Source organism: Thermococcus sp. CX2, assembly GCF_012027555.1.
In the GTDB taxonomy this organism is placed as follows: domain Archaea; phylum Methanobacteriota_B; class Thermococci; order Thermococcales; family Thermococcaceae; genus Thermococcus.
In genome coordinates, this window is the sequence record NZ_SNUQ01000002.1 from 155,491 (window position 1) to 176,835 (window position 21,345).

20 protein-coding genes and 1 rRNA gene are annotated in these 21,345 nt (G+C 54.1%); 8 read left to right on the forward strand and 13 right to left on the reverse strand.

Annotation, left to right across the window (positions count from 1 at the left end; all coding sequences use genetic code 11):
* Positions 1 to 540 carry a cytidine/deoxycytidylate deaminase family protein gene (locus E3E23_RS05075; protein WP_167906934.1) on the forward strand — a complete coding sequence of 180 codons (540 nt, stop codon included), beginning with the start codon at positions 1 to 3 and terminating at the stop codon, positions 538 to 540.
* On the opposite strand, the gene E3E23_RS05080 is transcribed toward E3E23_RS05075, so the two are convergent.
* Both E3E23_RS05080 and E3E23_RS05085 read right to left on the reverse strand, forming a co-directional pair.
* Positions 537 to 902, reverse strand: coding sequence for a DUF2304 domain-containing protein (locus E3E23_RS05080; RefSeq protein ID WP_167907462.1), 366 nt, complete (start codon positions 900 to 902; stop codon positions 537 to 539). The genes E3E23_RS05075 and E3E23_RS05080 overlap by 4 nt on opposite strands.
* 5 nt (positions 903 to 907) lie before the next feature.
* The gene (locus tag E3E23_RS05085; RefSeq protein ID WP_167906936.1) at positions 908 to 2,230 is read right to left on the reverse strand and encodes a glycosyltransferase; all 1,323 of its coding nucleotides are present in this window, start codon (positions 2,228 to 2,230) and stop codon (positions 908 to 910) included.
* A gap of 57 nt (positions 2,231 to 2,287) precedes the next feature.
* Between E3E23_RS05085 and E3E23_RS05090 the strand changes: the two genes are divergently transcribed.
* On the forward strand, positions 2,288 to 3,196 hold the full coding sequence (locus tag E3E23_RS05090) for a glycosyltransferase 4 family protein (protein WP_167906938.1): 909 nt from the start codon (positions 2,288 to 2,290) through the stop codon (positions 3,194 to 3,196).
* Here the strand turns inward: E3E23_RS05090 and cas6 are convergent.
* Positions 3,153 to 3,902 carry a CRISPR-associated endoribonuclease Cas6 gene (gene cas6 / locus E3E23_RS05095; protein ID WP_167906940.1) on the reverse strand — a complete coding sequence of 250 codons (750 nt, stop codon included), beginning with the start codon at positions 3,900 to 3,902 and terminating at the stop codon, positions 3,153 to 3,155. The genes E3E23_RS05090 and cas6 overlap by 44 nt on opposite strands.
* A gap of 201 nt (positions 3,903 to 4,103) precedes the next feature.
* Here cas6 and E3E23_RS05100 point away from each other — a divergent pair, with 201 nt between their 5' ends.
* Positions 4,104 to 5,300, forward strand: a complete 1,197-nt coding sequence (locus E3E23_RS05100) for a proteasome-activating nucleotidase (RefSeq protein ID WP_167906942.1) — start codon at positions 4,104 to 4,106, stop codon at positions 5,298 to 5,300.
* On the opposite strand, the gene E3E23_RS05105 is transcribed toward E3E23_RS05100, so the two are convergent.
* Positions 5,287 to 6,420, reverse strand: coding sequence for an MFS transporter (locus tag E3E23_RS05105; RefSeq protein WP_167906944.1), 1,134 nt, complete (start codon positions 6,418 to 6,420; stop codon positions 5,287 to 5,289). The two genes, E3E23_RS05100 and E3E23_RS05105, sit on opposite strands and share 14 nt — an antisense overlap.
* A gap of 116 nt (positions 6,421 to 6,536) precedes the next feature.
* Between E3E23_RS05105 and E3E23_RS05110 the strand changes: the two genes are divergently transcribed.
* Complete coding sequence (locus E3E23_RS05110) at positions 6,537 to 7,469, forward strand: serine/threonine-protein kinase RIO2 (protein ID WP_167906946.1); 933 nt, start codon at positions 6,537 to 6,539, stop codon at positions 7,467 to 7,469.
* On the forward strand, positions 7,459 to 7,950 hold the full coding sequence (locus E3E23_RS05115) for a hypothetical protein (protein ID WP_167906948.1): 492 nt from the start codon (positions 7,459 to 7,461) through the stop codon (positions 7,948 to 7,950). Before E3E23_RS05110 ends, E3E23_RS05115 begins: the two co-directional genes overlap by 11 nt.
* On the opposite strand, the gene E3E23_RS05120 is transcribed toward E3E23_RS05115, so the two are convergent.
* The 4 genes from E3E23_RS05120 to E3E23_RS05135 all read right to left on the reverse strand — a co-directional run bounded on the left by E3E23_RS05120 (position 7,940) and on the right by E3E23_RS05135 (position 11,976).
* Positions 7,940 to 8,887, reverse strand: a complete 948-nt coding sequence (locus tag E3E23_RS05120; RefSeq protein WP_167907464.1) for a radical SAM protein — start codon at positions 8,885 to 8,887, stop codon at positions 7,940 to 7,942. The two genes, E3E23_RS05115 and E3E23_RS05120, sit on opposite strands and share 11 nt — an antisense overlap.
* A 2-nt stretch (positions 8,888 to 8,889) precedes the next feature.
* A complete protein-coding gene (locus tag E3E23_RS05125) occupies positions 8,890 to 10,074 on the reverse strand; it encodes an MFS transporter (protein ID WP_167906950.1) in 1,185 nt (394 codons plus the stop codon).
* Positions 10,075 to 10,995 carry an isoaspartyl peptidase/L-asparaginase family protein gene (locus tag E3E23_RS05130; protein WP_167907466.1) on the reverse strand — a complete coding sequence of 307 codons (921 nt, stop codon included), beginning with the start codon at positions 10,993 to 10,995 and terminating at the stop codon, positions 10,075 to 10,077.
* 66 nt (positions 10,996 to 11,061) lie between these two features.
* Positions 11,062 to 11,976: a phosphate uptake regulator PhoU gene (locus tag E3E23_RS05135; RefSeq protein ID WP_167906952.1), complete on the reverse strand. Its 915-nt coding sequence runs from the start codon at positions 11,974 to 11,976 to the stop codon at positions 11,062 to 11,064.
* 90 nt (positions 11,977 to 12,066) lie between these two features.
* Between E3E23_RS05135 and E3E23_RS05140 the strand changes: the two genes are divergently transcribed.
* A complete protein-coding gene (locus tag E3E23_RS05140; RefSeq protein ID WP_167906954.1) occupies positions 12,067 to 13,236 on the forward strand; it encodes an MFS transporter in 1,170 nt (389 codons plus the stop codon).
* Positions 13,237 to 13,241: 5 nt separating this feature from the next.
* Here E3E23_RS05140 and E3E23_RS05145 read toward each other — a convergent pair whose 3' ends face one another.
* The gene (locus E3E23_RS05145; protein ID WP_167907468.1) at positions 13,242 to 13,823 is read right to left on the reverse strand and encodes an indolepyruvate oxidoreductase subunit beta; all 582 of its coding nucleotides are present in this window, start codon (positions 13,821 to 13,823) and stop codon (positions 13,242 to 13,244) included.
* A gap of 128 nt (positions 13,824 to 13,951) precedes the next feature.
* Entirely contained in the window at positions 13,952 to 15,532 is a 1,581-nt protein-coding gene (lysS, locus tag E3E23_RS05150) for a lysine--tRNA ligase (RefSeq protein WP_167906956.1), read from the reverse strand.
* 137 nt (positions 15,533 to 15,669) lie between these two features.
* Between lysS and E3E23_RS05155 the strand changes: the two genes are divergently transcribed.
* A complete protein-coding gene (locus tag E3E23_RS05155; protein WP_167906957.1) occupies positions 15,670 to 16,545 on the forward strand; it encodes a PhoI in 876 nt (291 codons plus the stop codon).
* Between the two features lie 70 nt (positions 16,546 to 16,615).
* Positions 16,616 to 17,224: a hypothetical protein gene (locus tag E3E23_RS05160; RefSeq protein ID WP_167906958.1), complete on the forward strand. Its 609-nt coding sequence runs from the start codon at positions 16,616 to 16,618 to the stop codon at positions 17,222 to 17,224.
* Here the strand turns inward: E3E23_RS05160 and E3E23_RS05165 are convergent.
* The 3 genes from E3E23_RS05165 to E3E23_RS05175 form a co-directional block, all read right to left on the reverse strand.
* Positions 17,221 to 17,787 carry a DUF366 family protein gene (locus E3E23_RS05165; protein ID WP_167906959.1) on the reverse strand — a complete coding sequence of 189 codons (567 nt, stop codon included), beginning with the start codon at positions 17,785 to 17,787 and terminating at the stop codon, positions 17,221 to 17,223. The genes E3E23_RS05160 and E3E23_RS05165 overlap by 4 nt on opposite strands.
* Positions 17,787 to 18,056: a hypothetical protein gene (locus tag E3E23_RS05170; protein WP_240920745.1), complete on the reverse strand. Its 270-nt coding sequence runs from the start codon at positions 18,054 to 18,056 to the stop codon at positions 17,787 to 17,789. Before E3E23_RS05170 ends, E3E23_RS05165 begins: the two co-directional genes overlap by 1 nt.
* A gap of 244 nt (positions 18,057 to 18,300) precedes the next feature.
* Positions 18,301 to 21,329: ribosomal RNA gene (locus E3E23_RS05175) — 23S ribosomal RNA — on the reverse strand.
* Positions 21,330 to 21,345: the final 16 nt, after the last annotated feature.

Below are 21,345 nucleotides of genomic sequence, written 5' to 3' on the forward strand. Positions count from 1 at the left end.
ATGGGGGTTGAAATATTCCTCGACAGGGAAAAGGCGGAGCGCATAAAGCAAATCAGGCCGACCAAGGACGAGTACTTCATGCTAATAGCGAAGCTCGTGAGCCTTAGAGCGACCTGTCCGAGGCTCCGCGTTGGCGCTGTTGCAGTTAAAGACGGGTACATCCTTGCGACAGGCTACAACGGCGCCCCCAGGGGCATGGAGCACTGCATAGATGTCGGCTGCCTCATAGTTGGCGGCCACTGCCACAGAGCGGTTCATGCCGAGCAGAACGTCATAGCGATGGCTGCCAGAAAGGGCATAAGCCTCGAGGGGGCAACGCTCTACGTCACCCACTTCCCCTGCGACACCTGCTTTAAGTTAGTCATCAACGCCGGAATCAAGGAGATAGTCTACGAGGAGATGTATCCCAACGAGGCCACGGAAATTCTCCTGAGGGAAGCGCAGGAAAAGGGAATTGTCAAAATAAGACAGTTCAAGCTCCCGAAGGAGCGCGTCAGGCTCTTCCTAGAGGAGCTCTTTGGGGAGTTCGTGGAGGATTAAAGCTTCTCCTCTATTTTCTCCAACCTCTTGTTCATTTCCTCAAGCTCTATGGCGAGTTTCCTGGTGAGTTCCGTTATCTCACGCTCGGTCTTGTCAACGGCTAGGTAGACCCTGAATATGAGGATGTATCCTAGGCCGATGCCTATAACGAAGAGGGCGTCAAAACCCCTTCCAAGGCCAAGGATGCGCTTTATCTCGTTGGCTATCTCCACGGGAAATATCGCGACTATCAGGAGGCCAAGCAAGAGTGCCTCCCAGAAGAGAAAGTCTTCCCACTCAAACTCCCTGCGCCCGTACCTGCCGAGCACATAGACCATCGAAGCCAGGACAACAACTATCGTTATGTACTGAATCGCGTACATACCCATCACCTCAGTTTGTCAAACAGCAGGTTAAGAGCTATCTTAACTCCCTCCAAAATGTTCGTACCCTTCTTCATGGAGTACTCGGTATAGACGGCCTTTATGGGAACCTCCACAATCCTGCAGCCGTTCTTCGAGACCTCTATGATTATCTCGCTCGAAACCGCATAGCGGTCGCAGGTTATCGTTATTTTTGACGCACACTCACGGTTGAAGCACCTAAGCCCGCTCTGGCTGTCGCTGACGTACTTCCTCGCGAAGACCGCGGTTATGGCGTCGAGAACGAAGTTGCCGAAGCGCTTGACAAAGGGCATCTGACTTGTATCGCCCTTGAGCCTTGAACCCACCGCAAAGTCCGCTTTGCCTTCAGCGACTGGCTTCATGACGCGAAGGGCGTCACTAACAAGATGCTGGCCGTCGGCGTCGAAAGTCAGGATTAACCTCGCGCCCCTTCTGAGAGCGTATTTAATGCCCGTACCTAATGCCCCCCCGAGTCCGCGGTTGACGAGATGAGTGAGCACGTGGACATTCTTTGAGCGGGCTATCTCGGCAGTCCTGTCCCTGCTACCGTCGTTGACGACGACTATCTCCTCTGCCCGGAAGTAGCGCAAAAGGTCGTCGAGAACCGCACTGATGGTTTTTTCTTCGTTGTAGGCCGGAACCACGACGTAGGTGCTCAATATGTTCTCCAGCAGTCGAGGGAGCTCTTTAATCGTCTCAACCTCGAAGCTCGGCTCTGCCTCGACGCTGAAGCTCATCCTTCCGGCGTCGTGGTCAGTTATCATAACGCTCAGGGCACCGAGCTCATTAGCGGGGATTACATCGTAACCGTGATCCCCAACGACGAGAACCTTCGTTGGCTCGACGCCGAAGGCTTCAATTATTCCCCTGAGCTGACCGGAGTTGGGCTTCAGATCCTCGGGAGGAACGTCGTCTCGGGTGGAGATGAGGGAAAAGTAATCCCTAATACCGTGCATCTCAAGAGCCTTTAGAGTGGCCTCACGGGAGCTTCTAGTCATTATGGCCAAAGGAATGTTTTTGCCCTTAAGAAGCTCCAGAACATCCATGACTCCCTCGAAGAGAAAGCTCTTCTCCATCCGCTCCACTTCAAGCTCAACCATTATTGAGTAGAGCTCCTCAAAGCTCCTCCCGGTTTCCCTCGCTATCCTGTGGAGATTCTCGTACATTGGGGTTAGATCCCCTATTATCTCCTTTGGGATACCCATCTGGAGCAATCTTGATTTCAGTTCCTCCTTCACCTCAGAGAAGGGCTTTGGGGCCCCTATTAGCGTTCCGTCCAGATCAAAGACCACCAGCCTTATGTCCATAGCTTCCACCGAAGGATTTATTTTTAGGCAGCCGTAACACCTGTGGGTGTGCTTAGTATGATGTGGGCCGCTCCTCTTATAGGTTTAACCCTAACTCTCATCCTCACGCCGTACGTTGCCAGGAGAATGAAGAAGGCGGGGATAACCGGACGGGATATCCACAAACCCGACCAGCCAGACGTGGCCGAGATGGGGGGAATCGCCATCCTTCTGGCGCTTCCTGTGGCGCTCTCGCCCTTCATGAACGAAGAGCTCGCAATGGCCTTAGTGGTTTTCCTTCTCTTCGGGATCGTTGGAGTTATAGATGACCTGACGAACCTCAGACAGCTCCACAAGGTAATCTTCTCGCTCTTCGTCTCTATCCCCGTCATGTTCCTTGGGGTTTCATCGGAGGTGGACGTCTTCGGCTTTTCGCTCAATCTCGGGGTTCTTTATCCAATCTTCACGGTGCTCTTCGTAACCGGTTCCGCGAACCTTGTGAACATGCTCGCCGGCTTCAACGGGCTCGAGATTGGCGCCTCGGCGGTAGCGCTCTTCTTCCTAGCCCTAATAACCGAGGGAAACGCTAGACTGCTCGCACTGGCTGGAATGGGTGCTGCCCTTGGCTTCCTGTGGTGGAACAGATACCCCTCAAGAGTCTTTCCCGGGGATACTGGAACACTAAGCGTCGGGGCTCTCATAGGATTAATAGGAATTATAGGGAAAGTCGAGGCCTACGCAGCGGTACTCCTCATACCCCATTTCCTAGACTTCATCATAAAAGCTATGGGGGTGCGTTTTGGAGTCCGCAGGCGCGGAAGAACGACCGTCCTCCCCGATGGGACCCTTCAGGCTCCCCCGTATCCAAGCTTTTTGGGGATGATAATGAGAAAAGTCAAAGTAACAGAGCCAAAGCTGGTCGCTATAGTATGGTTCATTGAGGCTATTCTTGGTCTTCTCGTCTTGGTTTTTCGTCTATCACTTTAACCATGCCAAAGCCATACCTCGTTTTCTCTCCAAAGCCATTTTCGTAGCCAAAGCGAGCTATTTCAAGGGAACCGCGGTAGCGGAATATCATCAGAGAGCCGCGGTAGTAGGTATCCTTGACGAGTATCCTAACGGGCTTGAACTTGACGACATCTATTGTGAAATCTTTGTTCTCAGGCATCGCCCCCATTATGGCCGAATAGCGCATCAGCATAACCTTCCTGAGCTTCTCGAAGAAGGCCTCCTCATTTGGATAAAGATCCCATATCTTCATCTTGTTACTGCTCAACTTGACCGTCCTGACCATGATTGGGCTGAGGGTCGAAAAAAAGGCTTCATTCTTTATTTTGGGCTCTTTAAGCACCTTTATATCATCAGCTATGAAGGCAGCATCTCCTAGTTGAAGAATGGGACTGTCAATGAAACCCTCGACCACTGCTTTTATGATTTCATTCGATGAAGAGGATATGTAGAGTGAGACATCATCTGAGAGGACTCTTATTCCCTTGTCAGGTATCAGCTCGCGCTTTCTCACCATTATGCGGGAGAAGGTGAAATAGTCAACATGACTGACCTCGACCTCACGAGCAAGCTCGGGAGAAACAACTGCCATTTTTTCGATGAGCTGAGCATAAACATCATAGTTGTAGTTGAACGGAAGAACAGTGCCTTCTTCAGCGGGCCTGAACTTTATCTCAACCCTCATTACATCACCCCGCGGTATAACCTACCACTAACAAAATTAACGCTTAAAGTTAATAAGAATTTCGTAGAGAAGTTCCTGCATATCGTTTTGAATCACCATCCAATCAAAAAGTATATGAAATGGTACATCCAATATAGCCCCATAATGGATAGAGTTAAAAAGGCTCTTCTACACAATTGAACCCGGAGAGAGGTGAAACTTATGAGTGTTGAAGACGTTGAGATTAAACCCTCAGAGGAGTACGATGACTACGTCATGTATCTCAAGCGCAGGATTAGGCAGCTTGAGCTCCAGGTGAGAACGCTTGAGGCCGACAAGGAGAGACTGGAGAGGGAGCTTTCACGCTTACGTATGGAGATGTCGAGGTTAAGGCAGCCTCCTGCCTTCGCGGGGACGCTGATAGAGCTCCTCGACGAGGACAGGGCAATAGTCCAGAACTACAACGGACCCCGCTTCGTCGTTAGAATCGCTCCGTGGGTGGAGCGGGAAAACCTGAAGCCTGGAGCGAGAGTTGCCCTTGACCAGAGGACAATGGCCATCGTAGAGCTCCTTCCAAGCCAGAAGGATCCAAGCGTTCTCGGCTTCGAGGTCATCGAAAGGCCAACGGTCAGCTACAAGGACGTAGGCGGCCTCGAGAAGCAGCTCCAGGAGCTGAGGGAGGCTGTAGAACTCCCGCTCAAGCATCCGGAGCTCTTCGAAAAGGTCGGAATAGAGCCACCTAAGGGCGTTCTCCTCTACGGCCCGCCGGGATGTGGAAAGACCCTCCTAGCAAAGGCCCTTGCCCACGAGGTCAACGCGACCTTCATCCGCGTTGTCGGAAGCGAGTTAGTGAGAAAGTTCATTGGAGAGGGTGCAAGGCTTGTCCACGAGCTCTTCGAGCTGGCCAAGGAGAAGGCTCCAACTATAATATTCATCGACGAAATAGATGCCATTGGAGCAAAAAGGATGGACGAGACCACCGGTGGCGAGAGGGAGGTCAACAGGACTCTCATGCAGCTCCTTGCAGAAATGGACGGCTTCGATCCGAGGGGCAACGTCAAGATCATTGCAGCGACCAACAGGCCAGACATCCTTGACCCAGCACTGCTCAGACCAGGAAGATTCGACAGGCTCATAGAGGTTCCGTTGCCAGACTTCAAGGGCAGGCTCGAGATACTCAAGGTGCACACGAGGAAAATGAACCTCAAGGACGTTAGCCTTAGGACAATCGCGGAGATGACCGAAGGGGCGAGCGGTGCAGACCTGAAAGCCATAGTCACTGAAGCGGGAATGTTCGCCATAAGGGACAGGCGCGAGTACGTTACTCAGGAGGACTTCCTCAAAGCTATCGAGAAGGTCTTTGGCTCGGAGCAGAGGCTCGCCCAGCAGATAGCCATGCACGAGGTCATGTACGGCTGACGCCGCTTTCTTCCATTTTCTCCAGTTTTCCTTCCACTTTGATTATCGCCCAAGCGAGAAGATACATGATCGGGATCGAAAGAAAAGCATTCTCATAGCCGAAACTATCGATTAACAGGCCAAGGAGATAAGGACCCACCGTCGCTCCAAAGAAGCCGACCATGTTAACAAAACCCATCACTGAGCCCAGGTTCGCCCCACTGGCCTTTTCGGATGTGTAAGCGGTGACTATCGCCCCCACAGAGTAGAAACTCAGCCCGAGAGGAAGTACAACCCATGGAGATGCCGTAATGGCTAGGATGAAGGTTAAGAGGGCGTTGAGACCGAACACTATTGCAATACTCCTCTTTCCAACTCTGTCGTAGAGCCCACCACCAAAAAGTGAGCCGGCTATCCCAACAACAGACAGCAAGGAAAAGAATAGTGAGGCTGTCTCAAGCGAAACACCAGAGTTTATGAGGAATGAGACGAGAAATGTGAGCAGGCCAAAGAAAGCCGCGAGGACTATAAAGTTCGCCACACTGAGAAGGAAGACGTTCTTGGGGATAGAGAAACTGACCTTGCTCGGCCTTGAGACTTCACCCCTAATAGCGAAAGCCAGGGCGAGACCGACGGCGAGGCTCATAGCCGAGAGGACAAGGAACGCATAGCGCCACTCCAGGTTAATGGCTATAGGAACGACTATCAGGGGTGCCATGCCGCTCCCGATGGGTGGGCCCACCATAAAGACTCCCAAGGCAGACCCCTTCCTCTCGCGGTAGACCTCACTTATCAAAGCTGTAGCTGGGGCGTAGTAGAGGCCTGAGAAGAGACCGTAGACCGCCCTAACCGCGAGAAGTTCCCAGTAATGCCTGGCAAAGATTATGAGTGCGGACGAGACCGAGTAGCCGATTATGCTTATCACGAGGAGGCGTTTCCTCCCGATTCTGTCACCTATGTAACCGGCCGGAACTTGGATGAGGGCATAGGGAAGGAGCAGGGAGGTCATCAGAAGGCCAGCCTCGGCGTTGTTTATCCCTAATTCTCCTTTTATCATTGGTATGAGGGGTGGAATCGCCATTCTGTGCGCGTAGTTGAATATCCAGCCAAGGGATAGAAGGAGCAGGAGCCTTCGGCGCATGGTTTCGATAAAGAACTGAGCGCTTAAAAGATTGTCGGCAGATTGCCCACTCAATGGACGGAAATGCCGACTAACGTTTATAAAGTCCTGTTCCCGAGCGATTTTAGGGAGAAGAGATGGTAAGCAAACTGTTGGCACTTGAGGCTTATCCGAACCTGCGAGACCTGGACTTCCGCATACTCAGAGGGGTAGAGCTAAACATGCGCCACCACAAGTGGGTGCCGCTCGAGGACGTGGCAAGGTTCGCTAGGGTTGATGTCGAAACTGCATCCTTCCGCCTCGGAAAGCTCGACAACTGGGGGCTGGTGAGGAGAAGGAGCGACATAGGTTACATCGGCTACCAGCTCACGATCCACGGCTACGATGCCCTAGCCATCAGAACTTTTTCAAAGAGGGGAGTTATCGAGGCCATCAGCACAACGCAGATAGGCGTTGGAAAGGAGGCCGACGTTTACGTGGCCCTAACCCCGAGCGGCGAGAAGGTTGCCGTAAAGTTCAACAGGATTGGAAGAACGAGCTTCACGAGAGTAAAGCTCTACCGGAGGGACTTCATAGACAAGCACCACATAAGCTGGCTCTACGTTTCGCGCCTCGTTGCGCAGAGGGAGTATGAAGCTTTGCAGCTCCTCTCGCCAATCGCAAGGGTTCCACGGCCCATAAGCTGGAATAGACATGCCATAGTGATGGAGTTCATCGAGGGAACCGAGCTGGCCGAGCTGAGAGACACTGACCTGACCACCGAGGAAGCCTCACGCATACTTGACCGGGTTCTAGAGGAATACCTCAAGATAGTCCGCTTCGGCATGGTGCATTCAGACATGAGCGAGTTCAACATAGTTTTAACCGACGATGACGACATCCTAATCATAGACTGGCCACAGTACCTGCCGACAGCCTATCCAGAGAGCCTCGAATACCTAAAAAGAGACATAACCGTACTGCTCAACGCCTTCAGAAGGAGATGGCGGGTTGAGAGAGATTTTGACGAGATATGGAGGGAATTTTATGAGGCATGGCTCATGAGCAGAGGTGATAAAAATGGTAATTAAATTCGAACCGCTGAACCGGCGGGAGAAGATAGTTAAACTCTTCCGAGAGGCCATAGAAGCCGAGAACGCTAGGGATTTGAAGACCGCCAAAAGAAAGCTGGATGAGATAATGGAGCTGGCTCGCAAGACCGAGCCGGAGTTCTACTTCGAGGCCTGCTTCAGGATGGCAGACATATTCGTCCAGGAGGATAACTACCGTGGAGCCGTTAAGTGCGCGATAAGGGGAATATACAACGCCCCAAATAGGGACCTCTATCTCTTCGGTATCAAAAGGCTTGGGGATATCCTCTTCATTATGAAAAGGCAGAACCGCCTGGGAGAACTCACCGAGAATATGGACATTACCCTCAGCCTCGTGAAAGACGATGAAGAGCTCCACTCCTTCGTGAGTGCCCTCGTGAGGCTCGCGAGGGGCGAAGAAGTGGAGGAAGACTTCAAGCTGAAGGAGTTCAGAGAGATAATTGAGGCCCTCAAAGAATAAGGTCCAGGGATCTCTTCACGTACTCTCTTTCCGGAAGGAACGGGAAGTTGTAGGGCTCTTTTTTCGGCCTCTCGTTGTAGTAGGGCCTGTTGCAGCCGGGGCAACCGTGAGTAGTGAAAACTTCCACCGGAAGGATCTCAGCCAGTTCATCCTTTGAGATTCCGAAACCTATGAGGCCACCATCTCGATCAAATTCAAGGTCATGAAACTTGACTATTCCCTCCTTCAGAAGGTAGTGGGCCACTTGAATGCGTCTGTAACGCTTGAAGTTCGGCGGTTCAACGTTTTCAAGGCGTGTTCCCCTGATGGGCGTGAATGCAAAAAGGGAAACCTCCGCGTCCATCGAATAAGCCCTTGCTATCGTTTCAAGGGCTTCCCTATCCGTCTCACCGAGGCCTACAATGATGTGCACAAAGGCCTTGCCCTCGCCGAAGATACTTATGACATCCTCGGTGAAGCGCCACATATCGTCCCAGGAATAGACGGAGTCCTTTATCTCAGGATAAAGCCTCTCGCTCGCGACGTCGAGGCCGACGCCGATGTAATCCACTCCAAGCTCCCTAAACTTCTCAAGGGTTTCTTTATCAACGGGGGTTATCGAGAGGGAAATTGGAAGGCCGAGGGGCTGGAGACCTTCGAGGATTGTGAAAACGTCATCGACCAAACCGGGATAGTCAATGGTCTGGAGGCATATTCGAGCGAAGTTTCCATCGCGAAGTTTTTCCACAATGGTTTCCAGCTCAAAGGCCGGCCAGGTTACGCGGGAGAGCCTGTTTAAATCTGCATTACTTTCCCTCGCCTGGGGGCAGAAGGCGCAGTTGTTTCTGCAACGGCCCTCGTGATACGTCATCAGATAAGCAGTATGGGGCCTTGCGAGCATTTTAGCCTTGATTAAACCCATAGCTACAGCCGTGCCGTACGAGACCCTTATCAGCATGCTCATCCCCCACTGGCCTCTCCATCAGTCCTTAAAAACCTTGGCAGCTGGGCTATGAGGAGGGACAGCAACATTATGGGCGGCAACAGCGGGAAGATCGCGGCGTACCCTTTGAGCTGGGCGATGTAGCCGAGGACTATCGGGCCGGTAAGGTAGCCGAGGTCAAAGAACATCGTGTAGATGCCAGAGCCAAAGGTCCTTATCCTCCTCGGCAGGTTCGCGAGAGCCATCATCTGGAGTGAGGGGACCGCCAGGCCAAACCCCGCGCCGAGAAGGGCAGCGCTGACGTAAGAAACGGGAGGGCTAGTGTAGAAAGTGAGGATGACGTACGCAACAAGAACACCGCCGAGGCCAACGGTCGTCACGGGAAGAGGACCGCGTCTGTCGGCCTCTTTGCCCCCAATGACTCTCGTCAGAAGGCTAGCGCCACCCATTATGCTGGCGTAAATGCCAAAGACGCGAGTTCCAAAGCCGAGGGACTTGTAGAGGGCTGGAAGGAATGTGTTCAGCCCGCCGTAGGCGAGGGACATGAAGAACAGGGCAAGCGAAGCCGCCACGAAGAAAGGCCTTAGGAGAGCTCTGTAGCTCGGCTTTTCATGCCTCTCGTGGGACCTTAGACTTACCTCTCCCTTGATCCGAGAGTGGGCGATGAGAACAAACCCAATAGCAAGGAGCGAGAGGATTACGGTCAATACGAAAGCCGCCTGGAATCCAAGTAAATCAGCGACAAAACCGCCCAATGCCGGCCCCATGAGGTTGCCAAAGGAGAACATCATTCCACGCCAACCAAGGGTCTCGCCGACCCTGCCCTCTGGAGCCATGTCTATGGCGGTGGATAGGGAAGAGGGGAAGAAGAGGGCCATTGCAAAGCCGTGAAGAGCCCTACCGAGGGCGAAGATCGTTAGGCTGCCCAAGAAAATGGAAGCGACGTAAAAACCGCCAGCGAGCGCCCCAAAGAATGATCCGAGCGCCATAACCTGGAAGCGCAGTCCCCTATCGCCCAAAACTCCCCCGAAGGGCTTGAAGACGAGCGCCACTATCGATGAAATTGCCGCTAGGGTTCCGACGATGAAAGGATCCGCACCGAGGTTCATGGCGAGGGGCGAGATTAGAGGGTTCACTACCGCCATGCCGAGGAAGAAGAAAAACGTCGAAGCGTGGAGGAACCATATGTCCCACTTGCCCATTCAGACACCCGCTTGAGGCTCGTTCATGCCGTCTTTCATGTAGGCGTAGCTCATGTGCCGGGTGTTCTTGGCGAAGCCAATGTTTCCGCGGGAATCAACCATTATGATGCCCATAGTATCAGCGCCGAAATATTTCGTGGCGAGGCTTATAGCGGCATCGCTGGCGGCCTGAGCGTTCATGCCGAGACGGACGAAGTCGGTGGCGCTTTTGGCCAGGGCGAGCTTTATTGCCACCTCCCCGAGGCCGGTGCACGAAGCCCCAGCGACCTCGTTGGCGTAGGTTCCACCGCCGATTATAGGAGTGTCCCCAACGCGGCCAAACATCTTGAGGAAGACCCCACCCGTTGAAGTCCCCGCAACTACCTCATCTCCGTCGAAAGCGACGGCACCAACGGTGCTCCTCAGCACCTCAGGATATTCCTTGATGAGCTCGCCCAGCTTCTTCCAGTGCTTAACTTCCCCAGTCTCGAGGAGCTTCTTCTTCAGCTCCTCCCACTGCTTCAGCCTCTCGTCGGTTCTTGGGTCGTACTCCTCGAAGCCCATAAGGCGGGCAAATTTGACTGCCCCCTCCCCACTGAGGATGACGTGGTCAGTCTTCTCCATGACCTTCCTCGCGACGCTTATCGGGTTCTTGACTCCCCAAATTCCAGCGACGGCACCGGCTTCGAGAGTCTTCCCACGCATTATTGCAGCGTCCATCTCGACCTTTCCATCGAGGGTCAGAACGGAGCCAGTTCCGGCGTTGAAAATCGGGTTGTCTTCGAGGACCTTAACCGCTTCCTCAACGGCATCGAGGGCAGAGCCGCGCTTGAGCTCGCGCCAGCCAGCAAGAACAGCCTCTCTAACACCCTCGATGACCTTTGGGATACGATCCTCCTTCTTAATCGTACCGGCACCGCCGTGAACTATTATTGCGACCATGAAAACCACCGTAGGTAATGGGCCTCGAACGGTTAAAAGGGTTATGGAAACGAAAAGATTGAAACCTCAGCTCAGGGCCATGTTGATTATCGTTTCCCCTATGTTCTCAAGATATTCGAGGATCCTGCGGTAGCTCTCGAGGGCTATGGACTGACGGTAGTCGATGGAGCTTATTTCCTCCTTCAGCTCAAGCATCAGCTTGTCTATCTTGCCTAGGTCCCTCTCCTCGATCTGTGCCATCATCTGACTGAACTTCTCTTTCAGGTAAGGAACGTTGATTTCACTGGGGTTCTCCGCTATGCGCATTATGTGGTCGCCTATGCGCTCGATGTTGCGAACTATGAAGAGTATGCCAAGCAAATCGAAGGTGCGCTTGATTATGCCGCTCTCCTCAGTGACGCCGCGCTTCGTGAGGAGCCTGTTCACTGCGCGTATTATGAGGAAGTAAAAGCGATCCAGCTCGTTCTCCAAATCGTTTATGTCCCTCAGGATCTCTTCCTCGCTGGGGGAAGATATTAGAAGCTCGAGGTCTCCAAGCATTGAGATTATCAACGAACGAATCCTGCTAAGCAGTTCCGCAAGGTTAACCTCTTCCTCATCGAGCAGGCTCTTGGCGACCATCCTCTGGGGCTCGTCAAGGATTATCTCAACCCCTGGAAGGCTCTGGAGCACTTTCCTTATCTTGACCTTGTAGATGGGCATCTCCTCGGCGAAGTGAATTTCAAGGACATCATAGCCTTGAATGTAGGCAGAGATGACCAAACGAACGGCCATGTCAGGGGAGTATTCTTTGGACATGTACAAGATTTTCTTCTCGCTTACCTCCTTTGGCTCCTTTGGAAAGATGGTTATGCTGCCGTCAGGATTCAGGGTAAGGGGAACGACATCGCCCTGCTTTAGACTGTGTTCTTTAACCCACTTCTTTGGCAGCGAGATTATGTATGAGCTCCTGCCGGTAAATTGAATCTTTCTGAACTCCATAGAGATCACCTGCCAATATATAGTCGGCTGGATATGTATAAAACGCTTCACTTCGATAATCTTATAAACGCTAAGATTCACATTTCGACCATGCTCAAGGGATACAGCAGGGACGCAAAGATACTCATAGGAGCCAACGCGGCTGGACAGCTGTTCCTACAGTTCTCGATTTTCATAATGCCCTTTTACTTAGCGGCACTCGGGTATGACATGGCACAGATGGGAACGTTCTTTTCGATCCAAACGCTGGTCGGGGGGCTTTTCTTCCTCACTGCCGGCCAGATTTCATTAAGATTGGGCTACAAGAAAACCCTCATATTGAGCGCCATCCTTGGATTAGTGGGGCGGCTTCTCCAGGTGCTTGCAATTAACGATTACGTCCTCGCCCTCGGCTTTTTCTTGGTTGGCGCCAACATGGGTCTCAGACAGCCCAACTTCTCGGCACTCCTAAGCGAGGAGGTAAGCGATGAACAGAGGCACCACGCATTCTCCATAAGCTTTGGCCTGGGAACCCTCTTCAACGCAGTGGGAGTTTTGATAGCGGGATTTGCTCCAGATTTTCTCATTAACAGCCTTGGCATAACTGAGGACATCGCCTACAGGCTTGTGGTTTCCCTCGCGCTCCTGCAGTTCGTACTCGTCATACCAGCACTCGTTATTATTCACGACGTTCCCGTGAGGAACCCCAAGATAAACTGGAACCGCGAGCTGGTCGTCAAAATACTCAAGTTTTCCCTGCCCAGCGCCCTGATAGGCCTTGGCGCGGGAATAACAATTCCATATATGAGCCTGTACTTCAAGCTCCGCTTCGGGACAACACTCGCATCAATAAGTGGGGTGTTCTTCATCCAGCAGCTCACCATGAGCCTTGGCTCCTTCGGACTGCCGAAACTCGTTGAAAGGATAGGTCCGGTAAAGGTCATAAGCCTCTTTCAAAGCACGGCAGCCTTTCTGTTCGTTATATTCCCTTCAATAGAGACGTTCCTCCTGGCGGCGTCACTCTACATCCTCCGTTCTATACTGATGAACATAGTCTGGCCGATAAACGACTCCTTCATGATGGGCTTTTTCAACACCGAAGAAAAAGCCACCGCTGCGGGCATAAGGAGGGCTTTCTCCACGTTCATGAGAGGAGGTGGGAATTACTTAGGAGGCATTTTATTCGGCATGTCGTTAAGCTATCCGTTCTACGCTACAGCTTTCCTGTACATCGTTGCAACGGCAATCTTCTACTCATTCTTCATCAAGCACAATAAGTAGAAAGCTCAGCGGGAGAGTTCTATACCCCTTTCGAGGGCCTTGAAGTTTATCTCCCAGAGCTTCTCCCTGAGGGTCTCCCTTATTCCGTCCATGATGCTCTCCTTCTTGAGGGGAATCAGGCCCTTTCCGTAAGCATAGCCGAGCATTAGGACGCCAAGGGTTCTCGGGTTGATTTTGTCAGCTTCCTCCTGAAAGTTCCTCACGTCTACTGGGCATACCCTTCTTAGGGCAGCCTCTATCTCCTCAAGGGAGGGATACTCCTCCTTGCCTACGAGGGTTGTCGCGGTGTGAATCGGGTAGGCGTTGATTATCGCGTAGCTCTCTTTACCGAGGAAGCGGGCGTTCCTCAAAGCTTCGGCCGGCTCAAGGGCGAGCATGAGGTTGGCATTCCCTTCCTCAATTAGGGGGGAATAAACTTCCTCACCAAAACGCAGGTATGAGAGAACGCTACCATAACGCTGGCTCATTCCAAGGGTTTCTCCAATTCTAACGTTATAGCCTTCTTTCATCGCGGCGTTTCCAATTATGCGCGAGAGGGTCAATCCCCCCTGACCGCCCACGCCAGTGATGATAAGGTTGAACTCCATTTGGATCACCTAATGCTGTACTATCTTGACGTTTTTAAAGATTAAGCCTGGCAATGTTGACGGTCAAACAGTCCCAGCGCAGGAAAGCAGTAGAAAAGTGGCGGGACTCAACAAAAGGGGAGAAAAAATCAGGCCTCCATGCGGAGGCGCCTAATCACGAATTGTCTGTCGAGTGAAGCCAGGAAGCTGGCAAGTCTGGGACCGCGATCCTTACCGATGAAAACGTTGTAGAGCGCCTTGAACCACTCCTTGCTGTTTATGTTCCTCTTCTTAGCTACATCGAAGATGACGTTGTTAAGCTCGTCGACGGTGAACTCCTCGTGGGCTTCGAGCCATGCCGCGACTTCCTCCATCGCTTCAAGGATATCCTGGTTAAGCTCAAGCTCGGGGACTTTTTTGAGGATTGAGAACTTAACGTTCTCCGGCGCGTACTTCTCGACCCAGTTCTTGGCCAAGCGGATTCTGAGTCTAATTCTCTCGAGATCTTCCTCGGTGAGCCTATCTGGGAGGTGGCCCTGCTTCTTGAGGACCTCGATGATGCCGTTTTCGTCGAGATGTGGCATTTGAACGAGGTTAACGAGGAACCTGAACGGTGCCTGCGCGACCAGCCTCTCGGGAACCTTCGGCATCGAAAGCTCGTAAGTTCTCTTTAGCTCCTCTTCTTCCTCAGGATTCTTGGCCTTCTCAAGGCCGAAGTAGATGCGCTCAACCTTGTCGAACTCGTCGTAGAGGTTGAGCAGACCGAGGCCAAGGTCTATCTTGAGCTCCTTGTTGGGTCTGTGCTTGGCGTAGATGAAGCGAATTATTCCTGGCTCGAGCACCTCGTAGAGGTCGCTAAGGAGGATAACGTTGCCCTTGCTTCCACTCATCTTGCCCTTCTGACCCTTTATGCCCACGAACTCGTACATGAGCGTTAGGGGGGCAGGCTTTCCGAAGACCTTCTCCACTATTTCGCTGCCCGTGTCGTAGGAGCTCCCAGCCGCAAGGTGATCCTTCCCAGCGGGCTCGAAATCAACGCCAAAGTGGGCCCAGCGCATCGGCCAGTCAACGCGCCAGCGGAGCTTGACGTTGCCCTCGCGGATGTCCGTTTCTCCCTCGCTTCCGCAGTGGGAACACCTGTAGGCTACCTTCCACTCGCCGTCCCAGGAGATGAACTCCGCCTCGCGCCTGCACTTCGGGCAGTAGACCATAACGGGCTGCCAGTCCTCTTCGAGGGGCGGCTGCTTGGCCCTCTCGCGGTACTTGTCGAGTATGGCCTTTATCTCGCCGCGCTTTTCAAGGGCCAGGCGTATGTCCTCGGCGTACTCGCCGGACTTGTAGAGGTCGCTGGCGTATAGGAAATCCACCTCGATGCCCAGCCTGGCCACCTCTTCCTCGAAGAGGCTCATGAAGTGCTCGGCGTAGCTGTCGTGGCAGCCCCAGGGGTCTGGAACCTCACGGACAGGCATGGTGAGGTATTCCTTCCACTCGCTCGGAACGTTCTTGGGAACCTTCCTAAAGCGGTCGTAGTCGTCCCACATGTGAATGTGTCTGACCTTCTTCCCCCTGTCCCTGAGGGCATGACCGACAATGTAGGCGGTGAAAAACTCCCTGAAGTTGCCTATGTGAACGTAACCGCTCGGGGTTATGCCGCTCTCTACCACGTACTCCTCCTTATCTCCCATCTCTTGGATAATCTTTTCAGCCATGTAGTCAGCCCAGTGCACCATTTTCTTCACCCGAGGTAGCTTGGTGGAGGGGCTTTTAAGTTTAAGCTCGCCAGATAATAACAACTTCTAGACGGAAAAATTTAAAAGCTTTGGTGGTAAACAACTTTGGGACGTAAAAATAATGGAGGGGTCTTTAGATGGAGTTTGAGCTGGAACGAATGCAGGTTTTCTTTCCGGCCTCGCTGGAGATACAGGAAGAACTGCTCAAAGCAGGATTCAAGGTGCCCTACGATAAAGAGAGCGGCATAAGAACGCCCCTTCCTGTTGCGTCGGCTTTTTCCATGGGAAGAAAGATCAGGAAGTCTAGGCTCCTCATGGCGAAGGAGTTTCCTGGGAGTGGAAAGTTCGTGGAGCTTCCGCCCGAGAGGAGTATCTTAGGGGCGGACGTCAACGAAAAGGGCTTTGTCAGGATGACGGTAAAGCCGCTCGAATACCATCTGGAGGACATGGGCTTCGTCTCAGTGCCCCCTAGAGTATGGGGAACGTGGGCAAGCTTTTCAATGCCGTTCTCAGCCTACGAGGAGCTCATGGAGTTTCTGGGGGAGCTCAAGGGTGAGGAGCCGAAAGGGTTCTACCTGGCGTCAAAGGGTTCAGGAAGGAGAATAGAAGTCTACGCCTACAAGGGGAGAAGCCGAAAAGACATCGGAATTCCCGTCTTCGGCTACGCCCTCGGCCTCCACGGGCTAACCCTGGCGGAGGAGTATCTCCGAGAGAAGGCAGAAGAAAACGGCGTGGATTCCGAGAGACTGCGTTATCTGAAGCTTGGCCTCAGAAAGAGGAAGGAAACGAGGGCAGGTCTGAAAGTCGGAATAGTCTGGGAGGACGGGAAGCCCGTGGAGATAACGATGAAACTCTCGACGACCGCGCCCCGAGTCAGGATTCAGGGACTCTACGGCGAGCTGGTAGGAAAATCTAGAGGAGAGCTTGTTAAAACTGATGAGTGGTACTTTGTGGTGCACGCGAGCGACCTATATTGGGGTCTCAGGAGAGTCCGCTCGGCTTTCGGCAGCTAGCTAAAAACACTAAGGCATTGAGCGAAAAGCATATTAACATTCTTTCATTTTTAACTTCAGGTGGAATCAAATGGCCTCGTGGCCCATCTACACAATAATCGCCGCGACGTTTATACTCGCCGCGATATGGCTAACACGGCATCTCGGAGAAGACTACGCATGGATAAATAGGAAAATCATCCACTTCAGCATCGTTCCAGCTGTTCTGATGTACTACCAGGGCTTGATCCCGAAGGAAGTCTTTAGCGCCGCAGCCTTTATCTTCGGCGCCTTTCAGCTCTGGCCGCACCTGAAGAACAGTGAGTTTTCGTGGTACCAAATCAAGCACAACTACGGGGAGGTCTTCTTCGCATTCTCCGCTTCAGCTGTTGCGTTTTTCCTGCCCAAAGAGTATGCAACGGCCCTGCTTTTGGCCATGGCAGTAAGTGATGGGGTTACAGGAATCATCAGGCATTACTATTTCAAACGGCATGGTTTCAACGTTAAACTCAAGAAGCACTGGACCGGAAGCCTCGGCTACGTAGTAACTGCCGCGATAATAGCCTTCGCACTGCTCGATGCGGGAACAATAATGAAAATAGCGTGGGCGGGAATTCTGATGCTTGCAGAGTACCAGCCCTACGTGGATGACAACTTGGCCGTTCCACTCGTGGGAAGCGTCCTCTTTTTAGCGTTTTAGCTCGCCCACCTGACCTTCAGACTGTCCTTCTTTACCTTTTTGAACTCCTCGACGAGGGCCTTTCCGGTTCTATCCATGAAGCCATCGACATCGTTGATTCCAATCTCCTTTAGGCCGATGGCATCGACGCCCTTGGGGATCCCCTTCGCCTCGACGTTGATGCCGATGTGAATCTTGATGCTGACAGGTGAAACCGTGGCTATAGAGATGCTGAGCTTCTTACCGTTCACGTAGATGTCATCACCTTTCCTAACGGTTTTGATGCCGTAATCACCAAGAACCTCGCATAGCTTGGCTATGAAGAGCTTCTGAAGTGTTGAGGCCAAGAGGACGTTGGGAAAGTCAAAAACCTCAATGATGTAGTGCACCATGTCGTCGCTCCTGATCTCTTTCTTTGCCCTTAAATCTTCAATGTCTATCATCTCCTCGACCTTGACGTCGCACTTCCCCCTGAAGACGACGAGTGAGTTGCCAAGTATTCCAAAGTTCCTGTAGGCCCAGTGGCTCTGGATTGCAGAGCCGTCGTAGTCAATACGCTTGTCCTTAACTATGAGCAGCTCCATCACGAACCCTCCAGCAGTTTTTTCAGCTCGTCAAAACCCTCAACATCCACCCACATATGGATGAAATCAACGTTATGAACCTTTAAAAGGATTTTATCGGCATAGAGTGTTCTGTCGTCTATGCAGATCACTCCCTCGATTTCGTGGCCAATCGATGGGAGCTCTTTTGGGAAAAGAAAGTAGCCCCACAACCCGAGGCCCTCGAGAACAGGCAGGACTTTTTCTTCGAGGTTCCAGCTGGCTATACTCAGAATAAAGCGCTCGCTCATTCGAGAAAATCACGGATACCAGGAAAAAGGTGGAGTTCTTCACATGGGCATCAATGAGATAATCACCATAGAACTCGCAGGGCGGAGTCAGAAGGGAGGCATCCCCACGATCCTGTAGCCGAGGTTAGAATCCACAGGCAAGTTTTAATGATTGCAACTGAAGTGCACAGAAGCACGAGAAGTTAAGGGCTTTGAGGACCGTGCATAGGCGGATTGACCTATCAAATGCCCAGCCCTCCTTTCGAGGGCAGAAACCTCGGGCTGTTGGGAGCGGCAGGCTGAACGGGTCGGTTTCCCTTCCCGCTTACACCCCCGCCCCATCAAACGGGTCTTCTTCCCGAGCCCTCGTCCCAGGCAAAGGACCGGTCGCCCGACCCCCTGCGCCTGGGAGTGGCCGCCTATTTTCGGGGACCGCTTCGGCCTTAGATGCTTTCAGGCCTTATCGGACGCGGCGTAGCTGCCCGGCTATGCCCTGTAGGACAACCGGTAGACCAGAGGCCGCGGCTCCCTGTTCCTCTCGTACTGGGGGAGCCTTCCCCTCAGGCGGCCAACACCTCCGGTAGATAGCATCCGACCTGTCTCACGACGGTCTAAACCCAGCTCACGTTCCCCTTTAATGGGTGAACACCCCCACCCTTGGCCCCTGCTGCAGGGCCAGGATGGGAAGAGCCGACAGCGAGGTAGCAAGCCTCGGGGTCGATATGGGCTCTCGCCCGAGACGACTCTGTTATCCCCAGGGTAGCTTTTCTGTCATCCCTGGCCCCCACCGGGGAGGCACAGGGGTTCGCTAGGCCACGCTTTCGCGGCTGGACCCGCCTCTGTTACGGGTCCAGTCAGGCCGGCTTTTGCCCTTGCACTCTACGGCGGATTCCTGACCCGCCTGAGCCGACCTTAGGGCACCCTCGATACCTTTTCGAGGGTGTGCCGCCCCAGCCAAACTGCCCACCTACCGCTGTCCCCCCATCGGGGGTTAGCCGTACGGCAGAGGGTGGGCGGTGTCTCATGGACGGCTCCACCCGCCCCGGAGGACGGGCTTCGACGCCTCCCGCCTACGCTGCGCACCCCCCGCCGTACGGCAACGGCAGGCTGCAGTAAAGCTCCATGGGGTCTTCGCTTCCCACCGGAGGTCCCAGGCATATGCGCCTGGCAGTGGTTTCGCCGGGCCCCAGCCGGGGACAGTGGGGACCTCGTTACGCCATTCATGCAGGTCGGCATTTAACCGACAAGGAATTTCGCTACCTTAAGAGGGTTATAGTTACCCCCGCCGTTTACCGGTGCTTCACCCGGTTGGACCCGGGCTTCACATACCGGCACTGGGCAGGCGTCGGCCCCAGTACAAACCCTTTCGGGCTAGCTGGGACCTGTGTTTTTACTAAACAGTCGGGCCCCCCTAGTCACTGCGACCTGCGGGTTACGCACCCGCAGGCACCCCTTCTCCCGAAGTTACGGGGCCAATTTGCCGAGTTCCCTCGGCTGGGTTTCCCCCGACACGCCTTAGGCTTCTCACCCAGGGGCACCAGTGTCGGTTCTCGGTACGGTCGCGGTGGATCGTTCCCAGAGGGCTTTTCACGGGCCCCAGGGATCGGCGGAACCCCCCTTACGGGAGGCCATTCGCGCTTTCACCCGGTTCTCACCATTACGGTACTCCCCGGGCTTATACGCTTAGCCGGCCTTGTGGACCGGTCCGCCTACCCCGAGGCGTCACCCTCTGGGCTTGCGTTGCCGCACCTACCACCGCGGTACGGGAATATAAACCCGTTTCCCTTTCGCCAGCTCCGAGTTACGGGCTGGCTTAGGACCGACTAACCCACGGCTGACGATCATTGCCGTGGAACCCTGGCCCCTTCGGCGGCCGGGATTCTCACCCGGCTATGCTGCTACTCCCGGCAGGATCCACAATACCGACGGGTCCACTGGACCTTACGGCCCAGCTTCCACCCCATCGGCACGCCCGCCTACCCGATCACGGACCAATCGGTCCGTGCGCCGGGGTCTCGGCGGCCGGCTTAAGCCCCGTCCATTTTCGGGGCCCCTGACCTCGACGGGTGAGCTGTTACGCACTCTTTAAAGGATGGCTGCTTCTAAGCCTACCTCCCCGCTGTCTAAGGCCAGGGACACCCTTTGGAGTAACACTTAGCCGGCACTTAGGGGCCTTAACCCCGGTCTGGGTTGTTCCCCTCTCGGGTGACGGCTTACACCGCCCCCCTACTCCGGCCATCTACGGCGGTGGTGGGTTCGGAGTTTGACAGGGAGCCGGGGGATTTCTCCCCCTAAACCCCCAATCAGTGCTCTACCCCACCACCTACCTCCGGCCGGGCTATCCTGAGGGATAATTCGGCGGGAACCAGCTATCGCCGGCCTCGATTGGCCTTTCACCCCTAGCCCGAGGTCACGGGAGCGAATTGCACGTCAGCATCCCTAGCGGGCCTCCATCCCTCTGTTGAGGGACTTCACCCTACCCCGGGCTAGATCGACCGGCTTCGGGTCTCACGGCCGTGACTCCGGGCGCTTTCACACCCCGTCCCTCGGCAAGCGCCTGCGGACCTGTCGGTTTCCCTGTGGCTTCGGGGCTTAACCCCCTTAACCTCGCCACGGCCGTGAACTCCCTGCCCCGTGATCCAAGACGGACGGTGCAACCCCGGTCCTCTCCCCTCGTACTCCCGCGTCGCCGCGGTTTCCTTCGGGGAGACTCAACCCTTTCGGGCCGCACCCACCTATCGCCGCCTGGTTTCAGGCTCTTTTCACCCCCTGCCAGGGGTGCTTTTCAGCTTTCCCTCACGGTACTAGTTCGCTATCGGTCTCGGGACGTATTTAGGGTTGGGAGCCGATGCCTCCCAGCTTCCCGCCGGATATCCGACCGACGGTACTCAGGAACCCTGCAGGAGCCTGAGGGCTTACGCCTACGGGGCTTTCACCCTCTACGGCGCCGCGTTCCAGCGGACTTCGGCTTCACCCTCGAGGCTCCGACGCAGGGCCCTACAACACCACATCCCCTCCGGGTTTCCCCGAAGGGTTCAGTTTGCCCTGTGCCGCTTTCGGTCGCCCCTACTCACGGCATCGCTTTTGCTTTCTTTTCCTGCGGGTACTAAGATGTTTCAATTCCCCGCGTTCCCCCTCCCGACTGGGAGTGCGGCAAGAGCCGCGGGAGGTCCCATTCGGGAATCCCCGGTTCGACGGCTGCCTGCGCCTCGCCGGGGCTTATCGCAGCTTGCCACGCCCTTCGTCGGCGCCCCGAGCCGAGCCATCCACCAGGCGGCTTAGGTTTTCTGCCCTCTACTTAGAGGGCTGG

Excerpts from the sequence above, each read along its gene's own strand:
- E3E23_RS05075 (WP_167906934.1), top strand. The coding sequence starts at position 1 with ATGGGGGTTGAAATATTCCTCGACAGGGAAAAGGCGGAGCGCATAAAG.
- E3E23_RS05080 (WP_167907462.1), bottom strand. The coding sequence starts at position 902 with ATGTACGCGATTCAGTACATAACGATAGTTGTTGTCCTGGCTTCGATG.
- E3E23_RS05085 (WP_167906936.1), bottom strand. The coding sequence starts at position 2,230 with ATGGACATAAGGCTGGTGGTCTTTGATCTGGACGGAACGCTAATAGGG.
- E3E23_RS05090 (WP_167906938.1), top strand. The coding sequence starts at position 2,288 with ATGATGTGGGCCGCTCCTCTTATAGGTTTAACCCTAACTCTCATCCTC.
- cas6 (WP_167906940.1), bottom strand. The coding sequence starts at position 3,902 with ATGAGGGTTGAGATAAAGTTCAGGCCCGCTGAAGAAGGCACTGTTCTT.
- E3E23_RS05100 (WP_167906942.1), top strand. The coding sequence starts at position 4,104 with ATGAGTGTTGAAGACGTTGAGATTAAACCCTCAGAGGAGTACGATGAC.
- E3E23_RS05105 (WP_167906944.1), bottom strand. The coding sequence starts at position 6,420 with ATGCGCCGAAGGCTCCTGCTCCTTCTATCCCTTGGCTGGATATTCAAC.
- E3E23_RS05110 (WP_167906946.1), top strand. The coding sequence starts at position 6,537 with ATGGTAAGCAAACTGTTGGCACTTGAGGCTTATCCGAACCTGCGAGAC.
- E3E23_RS05115 (WP_167906948.1), top strand. The coding sequence starts at position 7,459 with ATGGTAATTAAATTCGAACCGCTGAACCGGCGGGAGAAGATAGTTAAA.
- E3E23_RS05120 (WP_167907464.1), bottom strand. The coding sequence starts at position 8,887 with ATGCTGATAAGGGTCTCGTACGGCACGGCTGTAGCTATGGGTTTAATC.
- E3E23_RS05125 (WP_167906950.1), bottom strand. The coding sequence starts at position 10,074 with ATGGGCAAGTGGGACATATGGTTCCTCCACGCTTCGACGTTTTTCTTC.
- E3E23_RS05130 (WP_167907466.1), bottom strand. The coding sequence starts at position 10,995 with ATGGTCGCAATAATAGTTCACGGCGGTGCCGGTACGATTAAGAAGGAG.
- E3E23_RS05135 (WP_167906952.1), bottom strand. The coding sequence starts at position 11,976 with ATGGAGTTCAGAAAGATTCAATTTACCGGCAGGAGCTCATACATAATC.
- E3E23_RS05140 (WP_167906954.1), top strand. The coding sequence starts at position 12,067 with ATGCTCAAGGGATACAGCAGGGACGCAAAGATACTCATAGGAGCCAAC.
- E3E23_RS05145 (WP_167907468.1), bottom strand. The coding sequence starts at position 13,823 with ATGGAGTTCAACCTTATCATCACTGGCGTGGGCGGTCAGGGGGGATTG.
- lysS (WP_167906956.1), bottom strand. The coding sequence starts at position 15,532 with ATGGTGCACTGGGCTGACTACATGGCTGAAAAGATTATCCAAGAGATG.
- E3E23_RS05155 (WP_167906957.1), top strand. The coding sequence starts at position 15,670 with ATGGAGTTTGAGCTGGAACGAATGCAGGTTTTCTTTCCGGCCTCGCTG.
- E3E23_RS05160 (WP_167906958.1), top strand. The coding sequence starts at position 16,616 with ATGGCCTCGTGGCCCATCTACACAATAATCGCCGCGACGTTTATACTC.
- E3E23_RS05165 (WP_167906959.1), bottom strand. The coding sequence starts at position 17,787 with ATGGAGCTGCTCATAGTTAAGGACAAGCGTATTGACTACGACGGCTCT.
- E3E23_RS05170 (WP_240920745.1), bottom strand. The coding sequence starts at position 18,056 with ATGAGCGAGCGCTTTATTCTGAGTATAGCCAGCTGGAACCTCGAAGAA.